A 22,843-nucleotide genomic window follows, 5' to 3' on the forward strand; every position below is an offset into this window, starting at 1 on the left:
ACTACGCCTCCATTACCATTCAATATCATCAATGGAGGTTAATTTTTTATTAATAACCATAGATTCTACTTTACTATTTTTAACTCTTATAACTCTATCAGCCATTGGCGTAATAGCTTGATTATGTGTTACTAGTACTACAGTCATATTTTCTTTTCTACATGTTTCCTGTAAAAGCTTTAAGATGTTCTTTCCTGTCTGATAATCCAATGCTCCTGTAGGTTCATCACATAGAAGAAGTTTTGGTCTTTTTGCTAAAGCACGAGCAATGGCAACACGTTGTTGCTCCCCTCCTGATAATTGAGAAGGGAAATTATCCATACGATCTTCAAGGCCTACACTTCTTAATGCTTCTTCTGCATCCATTGGTTCTTTACAAATTTGAGATGCTATTTCAACATTTTCTTTAGCTGTAAGGTTTTGTATTAGATTATAAAATTGAAATACAAATCCTATATCATAACGTCTATACAAAGTAAGCTCTTTGTTATTCATGGCACTTAAATCTTTTCCACCAATGATTATTTGCCCATCATCATTTTGGTCAATACCACCTAACATATTAAGAATTGTACTTTTTCCAGCACCACTAGGCCCTACTATAACTACAAATTCTCCTGGTTTAACATGAAAGTTAACTCCATTGGCTGCAGCTATAGTAACTTCACCCATTTGATACCTTTTATAAACATCCTTAAATTCTATAAAATTATCTTCCATCTAAATTAACCCCCCTTAGTATAATTTCTTCATTTTTATCTGTACAAATAGATAAGCTAAACTTATTATCTATTTCATAGTTTTTAATTTTCAATCCTTCGTAATTACATAAATACCCATCACCATTTTTTATAAACTCATTTTCCCTTAAGGGATAGTGTAATCCAACACCTAAAGCCTTACCTAAACTTTCTTTCATAGTCCAATATGTGAAAAAAGTTCTTTTACTATCATGAGAGCTATATATATCATTTATTTCCTTCATATTACATACTCTTATTACCACATAATCATCAAAACTTCTAATATTTTCAACATCTACTCCCATTTCTTCCAAACCTACAGCACAAGCAATAAGTCCATTACAATGACTTATATTAAATTTAATATGCTCTTTATTTTTAAAAGAGGGTTTGCCATATTGATTTCTCATTATAGCTTCATCCTCTATTTCTAATTTAAAAACATTTTTTATTGAATACCGTAATAATTCCTTACTATAATGCCGTTGTAATTTTATATCATTACATTTAGCTATAAAGCATTGAATCAATTTTGCTTCTTAATGTAGTTTATTACATCTGCAACTGTTATAAAGTTTCTTATATCTTCATCAGGAACTTCAATATCAAACTCATCCTCAAATCTCCCTATAATACTCATTATGTCATATGAATTTATGTTTAAATCATCCATTAAATCCATATCTGATGTTATTTCTTCTTCCTTTAACCCTAAATAATTTGCCATTATTTCTATTACTTTCTTATCCAATTTGACTTACCTCCTCTAAGAACTTTTGTCTTATTATTTTTTTAGAACTATTTTTTTCAAACTCTTCTTCTTTTATATATATATGCTGTATTTTTTTAAAGCTTGGCAATTTTTTATTTACCTTTTTCAAGTCTTCTTTTAAGATTGACTCTAACTCTTCTAAACTTTTACCTGAAGAAAAATCTTGATCTAAATATACATATGTGCTGATAACTTCACTACCTTTTTTATTCTTATCTATATAAACAAGTGATTCTTTAACATACGGCATCATTTCATATATATATCCTTCTAACTCTTCAGGGTGTACATTTTTACCGTTACTTAAAACAATTAAATTTTTCTTTCTTCCACAAATAACAAGATTTTTATCAGCGTCTATGCTTCCATAATCACCTGTTCTAAACCATCCATTAGTAAATGATTTTTCATTACTTTCATCATCTTTGTAATATCCTATCATTACATTTGGACCCTTAACTAATATTTCACCAATTCCTTCTTCATTTTTATTATCAATTTTTACTTGGCAACTGGAAAATATTTTTCCTACTGAAAAATGCTCTCCTTTTTTATTTAAATTTACACTGATTAATGGAGTACATTCTGTTATTCCATATCCATTGTGAATAGTTATTCCTATATCGCCAAAGAAAGTTATAAGTTCTGGCTTAAGTGCTGCCCCTCCACATACAATTGCTTTTAATTTACCACCAAAGTTAGCATGCACTTTTCTAAATAATAGCCTTCTTAAATCAATACCAAATTTCAATAAGAAATTACTAACTTTTATACTATTTTCAAAAACCTTTTCCACATTCATTCTTTTTAATTCGACTCTTATACTTTTTTCCATAGTTTCTAAAAATAATGGTACCATTACTTCCATTTCTGGTTTCACTAATTTTAAATTTTTAGATAAATATTTCAAACTATCATTAATAAAAATATTCATCCCCATAGCTATTGGAGCCATCATACCACAAACATTCTCATATATATGATGAAATGGTAATACTGCCACAGTATTGTGATAAATTCCAAAAGCCTTACATGATTGTTCAATATTCACCAATAAATTATTTTGACTTATCATTACACCTTTGTTAAATCCAGTTGTTCCAGATGTAAACATAATAACATTTAACTCATTAACATTTACAGTAGAGTTTTCATATACTGTATTACCTTCATTTATCAATTCTCTACCTTCATTTATTAAAGTTTGTACATCTTTATACTTATCTATATCACTTAAGCATGCTGCAAATTCTAACTTACTATTTTCCACCATTTCATCTATACTAGATAAAAATCCTTTTGAAAATAATAGCGCTGATGCATCACCCTTATCTACTAGTTTACTTATTTGTTCTGAGTCTAACTCCTTATCAAGAGGCACTGCTACTCCAACTCCTGTTATAATTGCAAGATATGAAACAATCCAGCTATAACTATTTCCCCCTACTATAGCTATATGCTTATCTTTTAACCCCATATCTATGAGTTTTGTCCCCAAAGCATAAACATCATCTCTTAACTGTCCATAAGTATAACTTACTATTTTCTTATTTTTCTTTTCTCTAATAGCAATTTTATCTTTATACTTATTACTAGAATTATTAATAATATCCCTAATGGTTTCTAGGCATTCTCCAAAGACCTCTATCACTTTATTTATCCCCCTTTATACCAACCACATAATATCTTATTAAATTCTACATTAATAAAACCTATGCATAAATCTCATCAATTATTTCACCAATAGTCTTATTAGAAGATTCAATTCCAATTTCTACTGCTTTAATCATCACTCTATATAGCTCATCAACTATTTCATCACTTACTACAGCAACTTTATATTGGAACATGAAATCTAATTCACCTGAATCTAAAGTGTCCATTATTGTTAGATATAAATTCATTGATGAACTTCCATTAAAATAATTTTGTACTTTAGCTTTTATCCTATTGTCTGTAAATATCTTTGCTGGCTGGTAAGTTATCGTAAAGTCTGTAAGAAGCCCTGATTTAATTCCTGCTTGTTTTAATACATAATCATGTGCAAGTTGATATGGAAAATCTCCATGCCTGTATAATTCAAACTGCTCTTTTGTTAGCTTTTCACATGCTTCTTTAAAAGATACTCCATATGGGCATTCTACCTTAAGTTGTAAGTTATTCACCATCATTCCTCCAGCTTTTTTTCTATCCATAGAGGATCTTCTTGCTAATACAGAATTCACCATTGACTTATCAGTATTATTTAGCTTATAAAAGTATATCTGGCTTCCTAAAATAAATAATGTTTGCTGAGATATTCTATTTTCTCTACAATATTCATTTATTTTTGCTACAATACTCTTATCTAATGACATTACTTTCTGTTTGCCTTTATATCTTATATTATTAGGTCTATATTTTTTTCCTACATATTTAGGTTCCACTGATGCAAAAACCGCTGGGTCTTTCCATTTTTTCTTAATAAACTCATAATCTCTTTGCATCCTTTTAGAATTCATATAATCTAAATCTTTTTCAATTAGAGGTATAAATTTCGCTGGCTCTTCTGGAAGTTTCTTTCCATCTTTCATAGCTAAATAAACATTAATAACATCTTTTGCATATACTGTTAATCCCCATGCGTCCATAATAACATGATTTACCTTCATATATATTCCAGTTAAATCTTCTGGACCCTTTATAATAATTACATCATATAATTCTTTATCATTATATTTAAACGGAGTACTTGTCCATTTTTCTAAAATTTCATCTATATGATCCTTTGAATAATTTGAGTAGTCTTCAATCTTTATTTCTTTAGGTTCTTCTTCTGAAACATATTGTTTTATTTGGCCTTTAACCTTTTTAAGTCTAAGCCTTAAGGCATCCATTCGCCATATAGCTTTATAAGCTGCAGCTTTTAATAATTCACAATCAATATTCTCATGAAACCAAACTGCAGTACCAATATTAACAACGTTTTTTTCAGGTATGAATTTTAATGCAAAATACATTAGTTTTTGTGATGGAGTTAAATCATAATACTTCCTATCAACCAATATTAAATCCTCCTCTAAATAAATACTATATTTCACTTATTATTTCTCTTAAAGTCTTATTAGGTGATGCTATCCCTATTTCAATACTCTTAATCATTTGTGAATAAAGCTTATCTACAATTTCTTCACTGGCCATTGCTAAATTATATTCAAACATAAAATCCAAATTTCCAGTTCCTAAAACATCTATAATAGTTAGATATACTGGAATTCCCGAACTACCATTACTGTAGTTTTGTACTCTTGCTTTAAGCATATTTTCACTTCCTACTTTAGCTGCTTGGTAAGTAAAAGATAAATCAGTAAAGTTTCCAGATCTTATTCCTACTTTTTTTTGAAGATAATCCATAACTTGTTGATAAGGATAATCTCCATGTCTAAATAATTTAGCTTGATCTATCATTATCTTATTACATGCATCAAGGAAAGATAAATCATGTGGACATTTAACAACTAATTCTAGAATATTAATCAACATACCTCCAGCTTTCTTAGATGCAACAGTACTTCTCCTTGCTAAAACATTATTTACTAAGGATTCATCAGTATTATTTAGCTTATAGAAATATAATTGACTTCCTAATAAAAATACACTTTGTGGTGAAAGTCTATTTTCTTTACAAAATGATGTTATCTTTTCTACCTTTTCTCTTTCTAAAGTTATTACTTTTAATTTAGATTTAAACCTTAAAGATGTAGCTCTATATTTTTTACCAAGATAATTTTCATCTATTGTTGCATAATTAGGTACTTTATTAAAATATTCCTTCCAAAACTCTTCATCTCTATTAAATCTTTTTGAGTTTTTGTATGCCAAATCAGCTTCAATTAATGGAATAAATGGTGCTGGTGCTTCTGGCAATTCTTTATTATCTATCATAGCTGCATATACATCCATAACATCCTTTATAAAAACAGTTAATCCCCATGCATCCATTGCTACATGATTAACCTTTACATAAATACCAGTTAAGTTGTTTTTAGCTTTAATTATAGTAATATCATATAACTCTGCATTTTTATATTTAAATGATGTTCCTGTCCAACCAGTAAGCTTATCATCAATTTGCTTTTTAGATAAATTAGTAAAATCTACTATATTTACTTTTTTAGGTTCTTCTGTGGATACATATTGCTTAATTACTCCATCTATCTTTTTTAATCTAAGCCTTAATGCATCTACCCTCCAAATTGTTTTATATATTGCCTGTTCTAATAAATCAACGTTAACTTCTTCTTCAATCCATAAGGCTGCTCCTATGTTTACTATATTCTTTTTTGGTGAGTATTTTAAAGCAAAATACATGACATCCTGAGATAATGTTAAATCATAATATTTAATACTTTCCATAAATTAATCCCCCTAACTTTTATGTTATTTTATTTTCCTGTGGCAAGTATTTTATAAATTAGACTAATTGTTATAAAAATAACTTGATTATATTATAAATTATATTTCCATTTTTTTCAATTTTTAAAAAGTATTGTTTTCTTTATTTCATTGGTCTTTATAAACTTTTACTTTCTCTATAAAAATAGAAAATGTTTCCTCAATCATAAAAATGTCTCGAAAATTTCTCTCTTTGACTCACACCTTCTCATCTCTCATTTTTCCTACCTTAACACAAAAAGAGCCCCATACAAAATCATTACAATTTCGTATGAGACTCTATTTTTCTAAACTTTTTTATAATTCTTTTCAGAACTATTTTATAAAGTTCGGAACTTTTTTATAAGTAAACAATTAAAAATAATCTTATTTAGAAGCTTCTTCTATAGCAACAGCAACTGCAACAGTAGCTCCTACCATTGGGTTATTACCCATACCGATTAATCCCATCATTTCTACGTGAGCAGGAACTGATGAAGAACCAGCAAATTGAGCATCTGAGTGCATTCTTCCCATAGTATCAGTCATACCGTAAGAAGCTGGACCTGCAGCCATGTTATCTGGGTGAAGAGTTCTACCAGTACCACCACCTGATGCAACTGAGAAGTACTTCTTACCTTCTTCGATACATTCTTTCTTGTATGTTCCAGCAACTGGGTGTTGGAATCTTGTTGGGTTAGTTGAATTACCAGTGATTGATACATCAACACCTTCATGATGCATTATAGCAACACCTTCTCTAACGTCATTAGCTCCGTAACATTTAACAGCAGCTCTTGGTCCGTTTGAGTATGGTTTTTCATTAACGATTTCTAATTTACCTGTGAAGAAATCGAAATTAGTTTGAACATAAGTGAATCCATTAATTCTTGAAATAATCTTTGCAGCATCTTTTCCAAGACCGTTTAAGATAACTCTTAATGGTTCTTTTCTAACTTTATTAGCTTTTTCAGCTATTTTGATAGCACCTTCAGCAGCAGCGAATGATTCGTGTCCTGCTAAGAATGCGAAACATTTAGTTTCTTCTCTTAAAAGCATAGCTCCTAAGTTTCCGTGTCCTAAACCAACTTTTCTGTCATCAGCAACAGACCCTGGAATACAGAATGCTTGTAATCCTTCACCAATTGCAGCAGCAGCATCAGCAGCCTTTGTGCAACCTTTCTTTATAGCTATAGCAGCACCTAAAGTGTAAGCCCACATAGCGTTTTCGAATGCTATTGGTTGAGTTGATTTAACGATATCATAAACGTTAATTCCCTTTTCATCGCAAACAGCTTTAGCATCTTCTATTGTTTTCATTCCGTATTGTTCTAATACTGGAGTGATTTGTCCTATTCTTCTTTCATAACTTTCAAATAATGCCATGATTAAATTCCTCCTTACAATTATTCGTGTCTTGGATCGATTAATTTAACAGCGTCAGCAACTCTTCCGTATTGTCCTGCAGCTTTTTCTAATGCTTCGTTAGCATCCATTCCCTTAGCGATCATTTCCATCATCTTTCCAAGGTGAACGAATTTGTAACCGATTATTTCGTTATCTTCATCTAAAGCGATTTTAGTAACGTATCCTTCAGCCATTTCTAAATATCTTGGTCCTTTAGCAACTGTTCCGTACATAGTACCAACTTGAGATCTTAATCCCTTACCTAAGTCTTCTAAACCAGCTCCTATTGGTAATCCACCTTCAGAGAAAGCAGTTTGAGTTCTTCCGTAAACGATTTGTAAGAATAATTCTCTCATTGCTGTATTTATAGCATCACAAACTAAGTCTGTGTTTAAAGCTTCTAATATAGTTCTTCCTGGTAATATTTCTGAAGCCATAGCAGCTGAGTGAGTCATACCTGAACATCCAACTGTTTCAACTAATGCTTCTTCTATTACTCCACCTTTAACATTTAAAGTTAATTTACAAGCTCCTTGTTGAGGTGCACACCAACCTATTCCATGAGTTAACCCTGAAATATCTGATATTTGTGTAGCTTGTACCCATTTTCCTTCAACTGGAATTGGAGCACATGCATGATTAGCGCCTTTAGTTACAACGCACATTTCTTCAACTTCTCTTGAATACATCATATATTGATTCCTCCCTAATTAATACTAGTTATAGCTTGTCTCATTTTTACATATGTAGACTAAGTACTTAACCGGGTCAAATTCAAGCCCACTTGGGCTAAATTCATCCTACTCTTAATATGATAACAAATGAATTTGTTACCAACAAGACTTTTTTATAATTTTTTCAAAAAAAATATTGATTTCGTCAATTTTGTATTATATAATTATTGTAATTGAAAATGATTTTCATTAATATATGATTTAATTTTTCATTTATTTAAGATTTTTTCAGTTTTTAGGAGGATTTTATGAAAAATATTGTTGAAATAGTTAATATCATTGCTAGACAAATACTTGATTCTAGATGTTTCCCTACGGTAGAAGTAGAAGTTATTTTAGAAGATGGTACTATAGGAAGAGCTGCCGTACCATCAGGAGCTTCAACTGGAATTTATGAAGCTGTAGAATTAAGAGACGGTAATAAAGAATATTTTATGGGTAAAGGTGTTAAAACTGCTGTTTCTAATGTAAATGATATAATTGCTAAAGAATTAATTGGGTATAATGTCTTTGACCAAACAACCATTGATAAAAAACTTATAGAACTTGATGGAACTGACAATAAAGGTAAATTAGGTGCAAATGCTATTTTAGGTGTTTCTTTAGCTGTTGCCAACGCTGCTGCTAATTTCTTAGGCTTACCTCTATATCAATATGTTGGAGGAGTGAATGCTAAGGTTCTTCCTGTACCTATGATGAATATAATAAATGGTGGTTCTCATGCAGATAATTCCGTTGATTTACAAGAATTTATGGTAATGCCTGCTGGTTTTAATTCATTTGATGCAGCAATTCAAGCTTGTGCTGAAGTATATCATTCATTAAAGAAAACTTTAAATGAAAAAGGATATTCAACTGGTGTAGGTGATGAAGGTGGATTTGCTCCAAATTTAAAATCAAACGAAGAAGCCATCGAAGTAATCTTAGAAGCTATTACAAAAGCAGGTTATGAACCTGGAAAAGATATGTTTATTGCCATTGATGCTGCTTCATCAGAATACTATAAAGACGGAAAATATGTTTTAGAACACGAAGGAAAGACTTTAACAGCTTCTGAAATGGTTGATTTCTTAGAAAGCTGGGTTAATAAATATCCAATTATCTCTATTGAAGATGGTATGGCTGAAGAAGACTGGGAAGGTTGGAAACTACTTACTGAAAGAATCGGTAAAAAAGTACAATTAGTTGGTGATGACTTATTTGTTACTAACACTAAGAGATTAGAAGAAGGAATTAATAAAGGTGTTGCTAACTCTATCCTTATAAAGTTAAATCAAATTGGAACTTTAACTGAAACTTTAAATGCCATTGAAATGGCAAATAGAGCTGGATATACTGCTGTTATTTCTCATAGATCTGGTGAAACAGAAGATACAACTATCGCTGATTTAGTTGTTGCTGTAAATGCCGGTCAAATAAAAACTGGTGCTCCAGCTAGATCTGAAAGAGTTGCTAAATACAATCAACTTATAAGAATATCAGAAGAACTAGGTGCTGTAGCAGAATTTAGAGGAACAAAAGCTTTCTTCAATATCAAAAAATAATTAATATAAAAAAGGAGCTGTCGCATTAAGAATAAATAATACAATATTATTGTATATAAAATTTTTAGTGCAACAGTCACTTTTTTCTTTTACTTCTAAAATTTTTAAACTTTTTATTTTTTTAAAATATTTCAGTATACTCCTCAATTTTTTAATTATCAATTTTCAAAATTCCTACAGAAGTTTCCTACCAACTTTCCATTTTCCATTAACAATTATCCAAGTGCCACATCTAAAACCATCATAAGAATAAATCCTAAAATCAATCCAAAAGTAGTAAGTTTTTTATTTTCTATTGATGCTTCTGGTAATAGCTCTGCTCCAACCACAGCAATCATTGCTCCTGCAGAAAAAGCTAAAAAGAAAGGTAGCATACTCCTAATAGTTATAGCTGCAATTACCCCTACTACACCTGCAATAGGTTCTACAATACCAGAAGCTTGTCCATAAAAGAAGCTTTTTGCTCTTGATAATCCCTCTCTTCTTAATGGCAAAGATACAGCAGCACCTTCTGGAAAATTTTGAAGCCCAATACCTAATGCTAAGGTCATAGCAGCTGCAACGGATGCACTAGGTATTCCTACTGCTACTCCACCAAAGGCTACCCCTACTGCTAATCCTTCCGGTATATTATGCAATGTTACCGCTAAAACAAGTAAAATGCTTTTTTTATAACTTTTATTTTTTTCTAGGCTCTTATTATTTACTGGTATAATACCATATGAATATTTATCCATAAGCATATCTGCAAAAATAATAAATACTCCACCTGCAAAGAACCCTATTGCAGGCAATAAAAACTGGCTATATCCAAGTTCACCACATAATTCAATTGCAGGATTTAGCAATGACCAAAAACTTGCTGCTGTCATTACACCTGCCCCAAAGCCAAGCATTGAATTTAATATCTTTCTATCTACATTTTTAAAGAAAAATACAAGTGCTGCTCCTAAAGCAGTTACAGACCAAGTAAATATAGTTGCTGTTAACCCTTGTAGCACTGGACTTAAACTAATAAACCATTCCATTCTTCTTTAAGTATTCTCCTAAAATTAGTTTTCTCTACATTATATTGCAATATTTTGACATCTGTTCCCTTTAAATTATTATATAATTATTTTCTCTACTATGTAATTAGTTGACATTATAGAAACTTCATGATAATATAATTAAGTGATATTTTTACAAGCCGCCATGGCGGAACTGGCAGACGCACATGACTCAAAATCATGCGGGCAACCGTGTGGGTTCGATTCCCACTGGCGGCACCAAAATACCTCTTGCAATTGTAAGAGGTATTTTTTGTATTTTCTTTTTAGCAATTTTTATTTATAATTGTTTATTATTCATCCCATAATCATTTTTCTTAAAATTTCTGATATCTTATAGACAAATAAAATCTTTTATCTTAACATTTTTAGTAGGAATTTAAATTCGGATGAATAACTCTATTTCATNNNAACTCTATTTCATAATAAATTTGGCACGGCTTCCACTTTTACCTAATGATACTTCAAGCCTTGCTTCAATTCTTTCCCTTAATTCATCAACATGTGATATTATTCCTACAAGTCTTCCTAAATTTTTTAAATCCATTAAGGCATTAATTGCTCCATCTAAAGATTCTGGATCTAAACTACCAAAACCTTCATCCACAAACATTGTTTCAATATGCACTCCCCCTGCATAACTTTGAATTACATCTGCTAACCCTAATGCCAGTGCTAGAGAAGCTTTAAAACCTTCTCCACCTGATAAAGTATTTACATGCCTTTCCTTTCCAGTATATGCATCAATAATTTCTAGTTCTAATCCTGACTGTTTAGTACCTTTACCCTTTTCAGCCTTTCTTTTTAAAGCATATCTCTCATTAGTCATCTTACTTAACCTTCTGTTTGCTGCCTTAATAATATCATCAAAATATGCTGCTAATACGTATCGTTCAAAGGTTATTCTCTCTAAATTATTTCCATTAGCTAGTTCTGAAAGCTCACCTATTACATTGTACTCGCTTTCATCTTCTTTTATCTTATCACTAATCTTTATAATCAACTTCAATGTATCCTTATTGCTAGTTAACCTAGAGAATATTTTCTTTTCCTTAGAATTTAACTCTCTTAATTCATTTTCTTTTTCATTTAAGCTCTTAATAATTAAATCTATATCAATATGTTCCTTATCCTTCAACTCTTCTTGTAGCATTAGATATTGATCTTTTTTAGATTTTAATCTTTGATAAAACTCTTGTATTTCCTTCTCTATGATTTTTAATTCTTCTTCACTAATTTTGCTTTTATTATAATCATTACTATCTATAAAACAGCTTTTTTCAATAGCTAATTTAAATTCAAAATCTTTTTCACTTAATATGCTGTTCCACTTGACTAATAAGTTATTTTTTTGTAGTAAAGCTTCCTTATTTTCCGCCACTATATTTTGCATTCTTGTATATACATCAAGAGCTTTTTTTGAATTTACTTCAAGCATAGTAATTTTATTTTCAAATTCCTTAATCTTTATTAATATTTCATCTTCACTTTCCATATCTTTAGGTAGATTTTCTTTTATCTCCTGTAATAAAGCCATTTCCTTTGCAGACTCTGTTAATAAATTTTGATATTTATTATTTTCTTCTTCTGAAATATTTTGTAAACTTTCTTGATTCTTAAGAAACATCACTAGACTATCTTCATCTTCTTTTTTACTAGCAATAGCTACATCTATGTTTTTTATTTTTTCTACTAATTCCTCAATTTCTTTAGCAATTGCTTTACCTCTTTCAACTACATTACTATTAATAGCTTCAAAATTTTTCAGCTCATTTACTTCTATCTTTATAGTAATTATTTCTTTCACTCTCTCTACTTTTTCAGTAATAGTATCATTCAACTGATTTTCTATTTCACTATTCTTAATAGTTAATGCTTGCATAAGCTTATCATATAAGACCTTTTGTGCTTCATAATCTTCTTTAAACTTTTCTAATTGCTCTTCTGTAGGTACATTTTCTGGCACTAAGGCTTTCTCTGGATGATTCTCTGAACCACACACTGGACATTTCACTCCACTCTCAAGGTTCATGGCAAGTATACCTGCCATACCTTTTCTAAATAAAATATCACCATCATCATAGTTTTTCTTAGCTTGATTGTATATATTTTCCTGAATATTAAACTTTTCCAATAGCAAATTATATTCATCTCTTAAGTCTATATATTTTTTTATAGACCTATATACTTCCATTAATTCTGCTTTTTGACGTTGTTTTTCACTTAAAAGATTACCATATTGAACTCTTTCTAGTTCCTTCTTGGCGTTTTCCGTAATCCTATTTCTTAAAAATTCAATATTATTTACTGCATTTTCTAGCTTTAACTTAATTGAATCTTTTACTTTTTCTTGAGATGTTAACTGCTGCTTAAGGCTATTTATCAAAATTTCTTTTTGTTTATAATCCTTAAATCTACCAATAATTTCATTTAGTTTACTTTTTTCTTCTATAAGCCTGTCTTTCCCCTTTTCAAGTTCCTTACACTCTTCATAATGTTCTTTACTCTCTTTTAAATCTTTAGTATTACTCTTCAACTCTTTTTCTTTATTAACAATTTCCAATTTATTTGCTTCTATTTCTTTTTTTGCCTCATTAATGCTTCTTTCCAAATGAATTAAAGATAATGCCACTCTTCCTTTTTCTAAAACTTCCTGACGCTCATTCATGGCTTCCTTCTTTTCTTCTAAATAATTTAATTCCTCTTGGACTTTTTCCTTTACTTGAAGCTTATTATTTATTTCTTTGGCTTTAATTTCATGCTCTTTAATTTTGAATATTTCTTCATTTACTTTTTCAATATCCTTTTTAATAAGATATTCCTTTTCATTGTCTGCACCAATTAGTTCCTTAACTAACCTTATAAGCTCCCAAATATCCTTATTATCTTCTTTAATTAATAAATTTAATTCTTCATTATCATTTCCATCAATTTTAGTTATATAAGCTTCCCTCTTTTGCTTATCTCCTTCAATTTTTCTTTTTAATATAAGCTGCTTTTCCTTTAATTTATCTTGGAATTTCAAAAACTTCTCAGTACCAAAAATATTTCTAAAGATGATTTATTTATCCTTACTTTCAGCTTCTAGTAATTTTTTAAACTCTCCTTGCGGTAACATTACTATTTGTTTAAATTGATTTGAGTTTAATCCTAATATCTTTTCAACTTCCTTAGTAGCTTCTGTAGTCTTGCTGATAACTCTATCATCAGGCAGTAAAAATTCCACACTATGTTTCTTTTCTACCACTTGGATATTACCATTTTTCTTTGTCTTTTCAATTTTCTGTGTAGGATATCTGGTAATTGAATACATTTTGCCCTTTACCATAAATTCTAAGGTAACATAAGAAGTTTCACTTTTATCAGCATGATCGCTTTTTAAAGAATCAATAGTCCTACTTCCTCCACTTGCTTCACCAAATAAAGCAAAAGATATGGCATCAAATATTGTAGTTTTCCCTGCTCCTGTTGGCCCACATATCAAAAATAAATTATTATTTTTTAAAAGGCTAAAATCAATTTCCTCTTTTCCTGCATAAGGTCCAAAAGCATTTATTGTTAACTTAAGCGGTTTCACTTTATTTTCCCCTTTCCAATTCCTCTAATATTTTAATAATCTCACTATTTCTTGCTTCATCCATTTCCTTGCCCTTTAAATCAATATAAAACTCTCCAAATAATTCATCCAATGACTTTTCTCTAAAGTTATCTCCTGCTGCTGTCTTGCTATTTTCAATTCCTAAAGAAGTGTTAACCATTCTAAGTCCCATAATATTAGGAAATACAGCTCTTAGTTTAGATATGGCATCTAATATTTCTCCTTCATCTGTTATTTCAGCAAATACATAATCATTTAAATTAGTGCCCTGATGATTTTCTCTATTTAATAGCTCATCAATGGGCCCTCTTATTACTCTTAAATCCCTTAAGGGCTTTATCTCTATTAATTCTACCTTTAGATTTTTGTCTTTATTAATATCTATTACTGGTATGGACTTTTTCTGCTTCCATTCCGATATGGAATATTTTAAAAGAGAACCTGAGTATCTAATTTTATTACTACCTACCTTTTGTGGTCCATGAATATGCCCTAATGCCACATAATCAAACTTTTCAAATATACTGCCATCCACTATATCCGTTCCCCCTATGGATAAAGGTCTTTCAGAATCACAAACTTCTAATCCACCTCTATGTTCCTTATCTTCATATGAATAACTAACATACCCATGTGTTATCAAGATATTTCTTTCATCAATATCTAAATTTTCATATATCCTTGATACTATTTCTCTCATCATATCATCATGAGTTTTAATTTCTGGATTCTCATACAAAATCCTAGCTTGAGCCGGATCAATGTATGGTAGTAAATAAAAATTCACACTTCCATCATTATCTTTTAGTGTTACTTTCTTAACTTCTCCATTAAAATTTCCTTCTATATATAACCCTTTATCTCTAAGGAGCTTATTTCCAAATGATAACCTTTCAGCACTATCATGATTTCCCCCAATAGCTAAAACAGGAATCTTAAGTTCTAAAATTATTTTGCTAAGTATAGTATCTAAAAGTTCTACCGCCTCAGCTGGTGGAACTGATCTATCATATATATCGCCAGAAATAATAAGTGCCTCTGCTTCCTTTTCTCTCAATAATTCCACTAATTTATCTAAATAATATTTTTGTTCCTCTATCATCGAATACTCGTTGACAATTTTTCCAATATGCCAATCACCTGTATGGACTATTTTCATTTAAAAATCACATCCCATCACTTTCTTAAATATTAAAAATAAAGTGTAATAATTAAAACCCCTTTACACTTTATACTACTTATCTTATATTACTTCTCTTTAACTTCTTTTTCAATTTAATTATATTTATTATAAACTTCATAACTATTTTTAAAGCTGTATTATACCAATAAAAAATCCCTATTAAGTCTATTTTTTCATCAGATTAACTAATTTGATCTATAAATATATAACATAATATTTTTAAACATTATGTTATATATGGTATAATAAGGTAAGTGTTATATTATAATTTACTTTACAAATCTTAAGTATTTTATACATATATTAAGGTAAAAATTTATATGGAGGTATTTTATGAAATTTATTATTACAGGTTCAGGAGGATGTGTAAGCATTCCAAGGCCTTTATGTACTTGCAATATTTGTAATGAAGCTAGAGAAAAAAGTTATCCATATGCTAGATGCGGATGCAGTTTATTTTTAGATGATATAAAATTATTGATAGATACACCAGAAGATATTGGACATGCATTAAATCACTGTAATATAAAAGAAATAAATTATTTATCTTATAGCCATCTTGATCCAGATCATACTTTTGGAATGCGAGTTATCGAACAACTAAGACTTAACTGGCTTGACTTATCTATCAATAAAAAATGTGATAATCCAATAAAAGTATTAGCTCTACCTAATGTATTAAATGATGTTAATGCCTTAAGTACAAAATATGGTTCTATTTTTGACTATTATGAATCCTTAAATTTAATAAAAAGAAAATCAGTCAACAAAAGAATAGTAATTAATGACATCAAGATAACATTTGTTCCTGCTAATGAAGAAGCTACAGTAACAATATTCGTTTTTGAACAAAATGGTAAAAAATTAATCTATGCACCATGTGATGTGAAGCCATTTCCTAATTCAAGACTATTCTATGATGCTGATTATCTTATCATCGGTAATACTATCATTGGAAACATACTTAAAAATAATTTCTATTTGACTAAAAATAATCCACTTAATTTAGAGTTATTTTCATTTGAAGAGGTCTTAGAACTAAAAGCAAAATATAATATTCAAAATGTCATAATAACTCATTTAGAAGAAGATTGGGGTAAGTCATATGATGATTATCTTAATTATGAAAAAGAATGTATAGCCATTAAATTTGCCTATGATGGAATGACTATTGAATTATAAAAACATATGTATATAATAGAAATAATTTGTTTAATAGGTATAATGTTTATAAATTCTTTCTAAAAAATTAAGGCTGATGTCATTGATCAGCCTTAAACTTTATAATAATTTTTTAACATCTTCAAAAGAAGCATTAATAGTAAATATCATATTCTCATCTATTTTTAATGTACATTTATCTTCTTTTTCTTTTATCTTATCTAGATTTAATCCACCCTTATGTATTTCTTTAAATTTAGTAGCAGCTAAATTTACCTTGAAGTTTAAATCCTTCATACCAGTTATTTTTATATCATTAGAACAGCTTCCGCCATTATTAATCTTTAATCCTATTATATTACTTCCTTTTCCTAATACTTCATTAGCTGGTATATAATCAACATCTATATTACCAGTTATGGTCATCCATCCTCCGCTTAATTTTATTTTTGACATTAAGTTTACCTCATAATTTTCTGTTATAATCTTTAATAAATTACCTAATTGATATAATGTTAATTCTTTTTCCATATTTCTATTCTCCTTTTTCCTTAACTATCTCTACTAATGTTTCATGATAAGTTACTTGTCCACCTATATCTGATATACCTGATATAGTTAAATAATTAGGATTGCCATGCCTCTTCCACCATCCAGCATACATCATAACTATATTATCACCAATGCAATCATCTACTACAACTTTTACAGTAATTTTTCCATTATCAGATATTAAGCTAACATTTTCTTTATCATTAATATTTAATTTTCTTGCTTCATTACTATTTATATACGCCATAGCAATACCTTCTTCATCCATAAAATGTTGACTAAATAATGTATCCCTACTATGGGTAGTTAGTAATCTAAACTTAGACTCTTCTTTATTATGGCTCATTTTATTAAAACTAAATTCTATTTTTCCACTTTTAGTTAAAAACTTTTTATCTTCCCAAGCTACATTCTTGTGAGGAGTAAAATAATTATTCTTTATATATTGTAAATCAATTTCCTTATGAATTCTTTTTAATGGCTTGATAACTTCATTAAGATATTCCTTTTTTTCTACCATTGGATATCCTTTAAGTTCAAGCCTTCTAGCTATCTCTCTAAAAAAGTAATATTCATCCATTAGCTCTTCTGCTGGTTCTATGAGTTTTTCATTAAAAATTAAATATGGATTAGTCATAGAGCTAAAAAGTAAATCTTCACTTTCCAATGTGCTACTGGCAGGAATAAATAAATCACATTCTTCTGCTGTATCAGTCATAAACATATCAATGCATACCTTAAATTCAATTTTTCTAAAAGCATTCTTTAGCTTGTTTAAATTTGGTAGCTGATTTAATAAATTACTTTTAGTTATTACAGACATCTTTAAAGGAACATTATCTTCCTTTACTCCTTCCTGATCTAAGCAATATATATTGTTTCTAGCATGTGCTTTTCCCTTTACAGCATCATTTATAAACTCACTAATATGACTAACATAAAACTCTCTACTTTCTCCATAAACAGCACTATTATAAGGGTCAGTATTTAAAATATCTGGATAAACTCTGTTAGCATAATTAACACCGCCTCCGCTTATACCAATTTGCCCTGTTATAGCACCTAAAAAGCTTATTAACTTAATGGTATTACCACCATTATAATACTTTTGCATACCATATCCCAATAAAATACTAGAATGCTTTTCACTATAAAGCTTTGCTAATTCTTCAATTTCATTTATTTCTACACCACATATAAAAGATAAATTATTAATATCTAATGATAGCAAGTAATCTCTATATTCTTCAAAACCATTTACATATTGCTCAATATAATCTTTATCTAAATAATTTCTTTCAATAATAATCTTTCCCATAGCTAGTGCTAAAGCTTCATCTCCACCGGGCTTTACTCTTACATATTTATGTGCTATTTTTGCTGTTTGGGTAAATATAGGATCTATAACAATGATTCTACTACCATTAACCTTAGCTTTCTTTATACTTTGCATAGTATGTATAGTAGTATTAGCTGGATTCTTACCCCAAACAAATATATTTTTGCTATGTATAAGATCATCCAACGAATGGCTTACAACATCCCCAAAAACCTGTTTTTGTGCATGTATACCTGCACTCCAACAAGGTCCACCTTTTGCCTTAGATGCACCACCATAAAAATTAAAAAATATTTCTCCTATACTCTTTAATATGGAGCCATTACCATACTGTTCATAATATAATACTGACTTGGGAGAATATTTATCTTTATAAAACCTTAACTTATCAACCATTATTTCTATGGCTTCATCAAATGTAATTTCCTTCCACTTATCATTAACTTTTAATAAAGGCTTATAAATCCTCTTGTGGTGATTTAGCCTCTCTAAATGAGCTAGGCCTTTTTTACAGATAAATCCATTAGTGTAGGGATGTTCCTTATCACCTTCAATTTTAATGATTTTTCCTTCTTCAACATATACATTAAACTTACAACAGTCAAAGCAATCTAATGTACATCCATGACTTAGCTTATCCATTTCTCCACCTCAATATTTTTTCTAGTATTCCACTGCTGCTATACATAATCCTTTAGCAGGTGCTTTTTCTCCTGCACATAATCTTTTTCTTTCATTATATTATCCATCTTTATTTTTCTCATTATCGGTCTCCTCTATAATATTCTCCTAACTATATATTCTATAATATCATATTGCTTAAATGCATTACATAATAATATTTAAAAAAAATCAATATTTTTATTACATTATATGGAATTTAATTTCAAATAGAGTTATAATAATACCAGAAGAAAGAAAGAAAGAAGATGATTATATGAGATTTGTATTTAATGCAGGTCATGGATAGTATTTTTATCAATATATTAAATTTATCTAATTATTTGAAAGAAGAGTGAATTTTATGAAATATAAAAATAATAATCATGACGATTACAGATTTGAATATAAGAATGATCATATACTAGTTTTGAAGTATTATACTCAAACTAAGAAATATGCTCCTTATACTTCTATGCTTAGCGAAAGAAATATGAGTGAAGAAACATTTAATAAGATTTGTGAAGATTGGTACACTAGAAAAATAGCTGAAGAAAAGGCTAGAGCTGCTCATAAACGTGCAAGCTAGTTCTTTTGCCAAATTACACACCTAATTTAATATATATAATATATTTAAAAAATGTAGTAAGTCATATAACTTGCTACATTTTTTATTTATCCTCTTTTTAAAGCAATTGTCAATATACCAAAAAAGCATCTATTGCTGTGGTACAATAGATGCCTTTTGGCTTATATATTTAAATTATGACTATGTTTGTAGAGCTAATAAATAATATAAAAAGATTTTAGGATTTAATGTATTCAAGATTTCTGTATTAAATGTGTGATATCAATACAGAATAATGTTGTTAGCACATAATCATAATATATATAACTTATTCAACTGATAATAATTATCATCTTCACTTATTATGATATACCTTTTATTAAAACATGTCAACTATTTTTTTATATTTTTTTAATAATAGATAATGATAAAAAAATAGCCTATATCAAAGTTGATATGAGCTATCTTCATTAAGTAACCTTTTATTCTTTTATTAAAATTGATTTTAAATCATTAGTTATTACCATTAGTCTAGTTTTCTTTTCATTTCTTAAAGCGCTATAATCTCTTGGTGTTGATAAAAGTGCTGATAAACCACTCATAGTTTCCCACCTTTTTAAATCTTCTTTTGCTTCTTTATATTTATATACATTAAATTTAATACCTTTTTCCAATATTATCTTATCTATTCCATGGTATCTGATTTCTAAATCTTCTAATTTTGTTAAATTTTCTACTGTAGCTTTATTCTTTTCAAGAAACTTCATTATTCTGCTTCTTTCTTCTTCTATTTCTTCCATTTCTACTACTAAATCGTATACACTTTTCATCTCTTGTCCCTCCATAATTTCTGTCTTATAAATACATAGTAAAATTACTTTACCCTTTCATCTTTAAATAATTTTCGTTATACAACTACATTGTAACATATATTAAAATCAGCAACAATAAGATAAATATAATAACTTTCTTATAGATACTTTTCAAAGCTATTAATTACTAATAATACTTTTATTATGGTTATGTATAATATATAAATAAAATTAAAATAGAGATTAATTCATTCTATTTTTCAAACATGTATGCCATAATATAACTATAAATATATAATTCGGAGATGATTTTGTGAGTACTGAAATAGAAAAATTAACTCAAATACTTAGAGATAGTAATAATATTGCATTTTTTGGAGGTGCAGGGGTAAGTACCGAAAGTGGAATACCTGATTTTAGAAGTTCAAATGGATTATATAGTGAAAAGTTACATGTAAACTTTACTCCTGAACAGTTAGTATCTCATAGTTTTTATATAAGATATCCTGAAGAATTCTTTAACTTTTATAAGGCTAAACTTATTTATCCTGAAGCAAAACCAAATGATGCTCATAGAGCCTTAGCTAAACTTGAAGAAATCGGTAAACTTAAAGCTGTCATAACTCAAAATATAGATGGCTTACATCAAGCTGCTGGTTCTAAGCACGTCTATGAACTTCATGGTTCTGTTTTAAGAAATTATTGTGTTAAATGTCATGCCTTTTATGATGAAAAATTTATTTTAGAATCTAAAGGAGTGCCTACTTGTACTAAATGTGGAGGAAATGTAAAGCCTGATGTTGTTCTTTATGAAGAAGGCTTAGATGATAATGTAATTAGAGGTGCTATTGCTGCCATTTCTAAAGCAGATACCTTAATTATAGGTGGAACTTCACTGGTTGTTTATCCAGCAGCTGGGCTTATTAATTACTTTAGAGGTAAAAATCTTGTTCTAATTAATAAGAGTTCAACTTCCGCTGATAATAAAGCTGATTTAGTTATTCATGAGGCTATTGGGAAGGTTTTAGGAGAAACTGTTAATAATATTTAATATTAAAGATGGTATCTTAAAATCAATTTTAAGATACCATCTTTACTTATTTAACCTCTTAATAAAGTTTTATAAATTCCTCTACCATTTTACTAGCATTTTTTTCAGCTATATGTAAGAACTCTTCATCTTTATATATAAAATGCTACTCATTTATCATTTACTAAGTTTTCATAACCATCAGTGAAATCTATAATAATTCAAATATGCAAAAAGATATATGTCAATCGCTTGACATATATCTTTTTTTCACTTATACTTTAGTTATATAATTCCAATTTAAGGGAGGGTTAGCAATGTTTAACTTTAACAATGTTGTAAAATTTGAGAATAAGAGATTTGACGTATTTGCAATTGGAGAATTATTAGTTGACATGATTTCTGATGATTATGATGGCGACAATAGTTGCAATAAATACTCAAGATATTTTGGTGGTTCACCTGCAAATATTACTATGAATATAAAAAGACTTGGTGGTAATCCTATTATTTCAGCTTCTGTTGGAAATGATAGATTAGGTGAATTCTTAATTAATAATTTAAAGAAAAATAATATTAATACTGAATTTATTAATAAAGTCAATAATTCTACAAGTATGGTACTTGTAACTAAAAGTAAGGAAACTCCACTACCTATTTTCTATCGTAGTGCAGATTATAATTTAGAATACAATGAAGATATAGGTTCAATATTAAAAAATAGTAAAATAGTTCATTTTTCATGCTGGCCTATTTCTCAAAAGAAATCAAGAAAAGTTATTGAAAAAGTTATTGAAGAAGCTAGAAAAAATAATGTTCTTATAGGTTTTGATCCAAATTATCATGAAATGATTTGGGAAGAAGGACATGATGGAATAGAATATATAAAAAATCTTATTGGAAAGTTAGATATAATAAAACCTTCAGAAGTTGATGCAGAAAGAATTTTTGGCCCAGATACTCCTGAAAATCATGTGGACAAGTTCATTCAATGTGGTGCAAAACTTGTAATAATGACTTTAGGGAAAGATGGTGCAATAGTTTCTAATGGCACTGAAACTATTAAATTTAAAACTTTAGCTACTGAAGTTGTAGATACAACTGGGGCTGGAGATGCTTTCTGGGGTGGATTCTATACAGCACTAACTAGTAATTACCCTTTAAAAGAAGCTTTAAATATTGGTTTTGCAACAAGTGCTTTCAAGCTAAAAAATGTAGGTGCTATTGCAGAATTGCCTTCTATAGAGGAATTAAAAACACTTTATAATATATAGTTAA

The 22,843-nt window shown here is 29.1% G+C and carries 20 protein-coding genes and 1 tRNA gene; 6 read left to right on the forward strand and 15 right to left on the reverse strand.

The genetic code is table 11. The features are described 5' to 3' along the window. Positions 1–12: 12 nt before the first annotated feature. The 8 genes from BHW04_RS10600 to BHW04_RS10635 all read right to left on the reverse strand — a co-directional run bounded on the left by BHW04_RS10600 (position 13) and on the right by BHW04_RS10635 (position 8,027). On the reverse strand, positions 13–720 hold the full coding sequence (locus BHW04_RS10600; protein ID WP_022167153.1) for an ABC transporter ATP-binding protein: 708 nt from the start codon (positions 718–720) through the stop codon (positions 13–15). Then, positions 710–1,153: a 4'-phosphopantetheinyl transferase family protein gene (locus BHW04_RS10605; protein WP_302699591.1), complete on the reverse strand. Its 444-nt coding sequence runs from the start codon at positions 1,151–1,153 to the stop codon at positions 710–712. The genes BHW04_RS10600 and BHW04_RS10605 overlap by 11 nt, the downstream gene beginning before the upstream one ends. A gap of 116 nt (positions 1,154–1,269) precedes the next feature. Next, the gene (locus BHW04_RS10610) at positions 1,270–1,494 is read right to left on the reverse strand and encodes an acyl carrier protein (RefSeq protein ID WP_302630930.1); all 225 of its coding nucleotides are present in this window, start codon (positions 1,492–1,494) and stop codon (positions 1,270–1,272) included. Then, a complete protein-coding gene (locus tag BHW04_RS10615) occupies positions 1,487–3,166 on the reverse strand; it encodes an AMP-binding protein (RefSeq protein WP_302623097.1) in 1,680 nt (559 codons plus the stop codon). The genes BHW04_RS10610 and BHW04_RS10615 overlap by 8 nt, the downstream gene beginning before the upstream one ends. 61 nt (positions 3,167–3,227) lie before the next feature. After that, positions 3,228–4,559, reverse strand: a complete 1,332-nt coding sequence (locus tag BHW04_RS10620) for a condensation domain-containing protein (protein ID WP_302623098.1) — start codon at positions 4,557–4,559, stop codon at positions 3,228–3,230. 25 nt (positions 4,560–4,584) lie between these two features. Continuing rightward, a complete protein-coding gene (locus tag BHW04_RS10625; RefSeq protein ID WP_302623099.1) occupies positions 4,585–5,910 on the reverse strand; it encodes a condensation domain-containing protein in 1,326 nt (441 codons plus the stop codon). Between the two features lie 405 nt (positions 5,911–6,315). After that, entirely contained in the window at positions 6,316–7,314 is a 999-nt protein-coding gene (locus tag BHW04_RS10630; RefSeq protein WP_186834896.1) for a GGGtGRT protein, read from the reverse strand. A gap of 20 nt (positions 7,315–7,334) precedes the next feature. Continuing rightward, on the reverse strand, positions 7,335–8,027 hold the full coding sequence (locus tag BHW04_RS10635) for an iron-sulfur cluster assembly scaffold protein (RefSeq protein ID WP_186834897.1): 693 nt from the start codon (positions 8,025–8,027) through the stop codon (positions 7,335–7,337). A 290-nt stretch (positions 8,028–8,317) separates the two neighbouring features. Here BHW04_RS10635 and eno point away from each other — a divergent pair, with 290 nt between their 5' ends. Further along, a complete protein-coding gene (eno, locus tag BHW04_RS10640) occupies positions 8,318–9,613 on the forward strand; it encodes a phosphopyruvate hydratase (RefSeq protein ID WP_302630931.1) in 1,296 nt (431 codons plus the stop codon). A 215-nt stretch (positions 9,614–9,828) separates the two neighbouring features. Here eno and BHW04_RS10645 read toward each other — a convergent pair whose 3' ends face one another. Continuing rightward, positions 9,829–10,641 carry a ZIP family metal transporter gene (locus BHW04_RS10645; protein ID WP_022212164.1) on the reverse strand — a complete coding sequence of 271 codons (813 nt, stop codon included), beginning with the start codon at positions 10,639–10,641 and terminating at the stop codon, positions 9,829–9,831. Between the two features lie 160 nt (positions 10,642–10,801). On the opposite strand from BHW04_RS10645, the gene BHW04_RS10650 reads away from it, so the two are divergent. Next, positions 10,802–10,884: transfer RNA gene (locus BHW04_RS10650), tRNA-Leu, on the forward strand. A 193-nt stretch (positions 10,885–11,077) separates the two neighbouring features. On the opposite strand, the gene BHW04_RS10655 is transcribed toward BHW04_RS10650, so the two are convergent. The 3 genes from BHW04_RS10655 to BHW04_RS10665 are packed head-to-tail and all read right to left on the reverse strand — an operon-like array spanning position 11,078 to position 15,419. Continuing rightward, positions 11,078–13,687, reverse strand: a complete 2,610-nt coding sequence (locus tag BHW04_RS10655) for an SbcC/MukB-like Walker B domain-containing protein (protein ID WP_302699595.1) — start codon at positions 13,685–13,687, stop codon at positions 11,078–11,080. A gap of 36 nt (positions 13,688–13,723) precedes the next feature. Beyond that, entirely contained in the window at positions 13,724–14,239 is a 516-nt protein-coding gene (locus BHW04_RS10660; protein ID WP_302699597.1) for an AAA family ATPase, read from the reverse strand. Between the two features lies 1 nt (position 14,240). Next, positions 14,241–15,419, reverse strand: coding sequence for an exonuclease SbcCD subunit D (locus tag BHW04_RS10665; protein WP_302699599.1), 1,179 nt, complete (start codon positions 15,417–15,419; stop codon positions 14,241–14,243). 357 nt (positions 15,420–15,776) lie between these two features. Here BHW04_RS10665 and BHW04_RS10670 point away from each other — a divergent pair, with 357 nt between their 5' ends. Further along, positions 15,777–16,625 carry an MBL fold metallo-hydrolase gene (locus BHW04_RS10670; RefSeq protein ID WP_302632916.1) on the forward strand — a complete coding sequence of 283 codons (849 nt, stop codon included), beginning with the start codon at positions 15,777–15,779 and terminating at the stop codon, positions 16,623–16,625. 99 nt (positions 16,626–16,724) lie between these two features. On the opposite strand, the gene BHW04_RS10675 is transcribed toward BHW04_RS10670, so the two are convergent. After that, entirely contained in the window at positions 16,725–17,135 is a 411-nt protein-coding gene (locus BHW04_RS10675) for a hypothetical protein (protein WP_022212160.1), read from the reverse strand. A gap of 4 nt (positions 17,136–17,139) precedes the next feature. Next, positions 17,140–19,137, reverse strand: a complete 1,998-nt coding sequence (locus BHW04_RS10680) for a molybdopterin-dependent oxidoreductase (RefSeq protein ID WP_302632918.1) — start codon at positions 19,135–19,137, stop codon at positions 17,140–17,142. Positions 19,138–19,519: 382 nt separating this feature from the next. On the opposite strand from BHW04_RS10680, the gene BHW04_RS10685 reads away from it, so the two are divergent. Next, entirely contained in the window at positions 19,520–19,744 is a 225-nt protein-coding gene (locus BHW04_RS10685) for a hypothetical protein (protein ID WP_022212158.1), read from the forward strand. A 461-nt stretch (positions 19,745–20,205) separates the two neighbouring features. Here BHW04_RS10685 and BHW04_RS10690 read toward each other — a convergent pair whose 3' ends face one another. Continuing rightward, complete coding sequence (locus BHW04_RS10690) at positions 20,206–20,553, reverse strand: hypothetical protein (protein ID WP_302654322.1); 348 nt, start codon at positions 20,551–20,553, stop codon at positions 20,206–20,208. A gap of 295 nt (positions 20,554–20,848) precedes the next feature. On the opposite strand from BHW04_RS10690, the gene BHW04_RS10695 reads away from it, so the two are divergent. After that, a complete protein-coding gene (locus tag BHW04_RS10695; RefSeq protein ID WP_302631986.1) occupies positions 20,849–21,586 on the forward strand; it encodes an NAD-dependent protein deacylase in 738 nt (245 codons plus the stop codon). Positions 21,587–21,882: 296 nt separating this feature from the next. Continuing rightward, complete coding sequence (locus BHW04_RS10700; protein WP_302699603.1) at positions 21,883–22,839, forward strand: carbohydrate kinase family protein; 957 nt, start codon at positions 21,883–21,885, stop codon at positions 22,837–22,839. Positions 22,840–22,843 lie beyond the last annotated feature (4 nt).

The sequence above is a fragment of the Clostridium sp. 29_15 genome (genome assembly GCF_001916075.1).
Taxonomy (GTDB): domain Bacteria; phylum Bacillota; class Clostridia; order Clostridiales; family Clostridiaceae; genus Clostridium; species Clostridium lentum.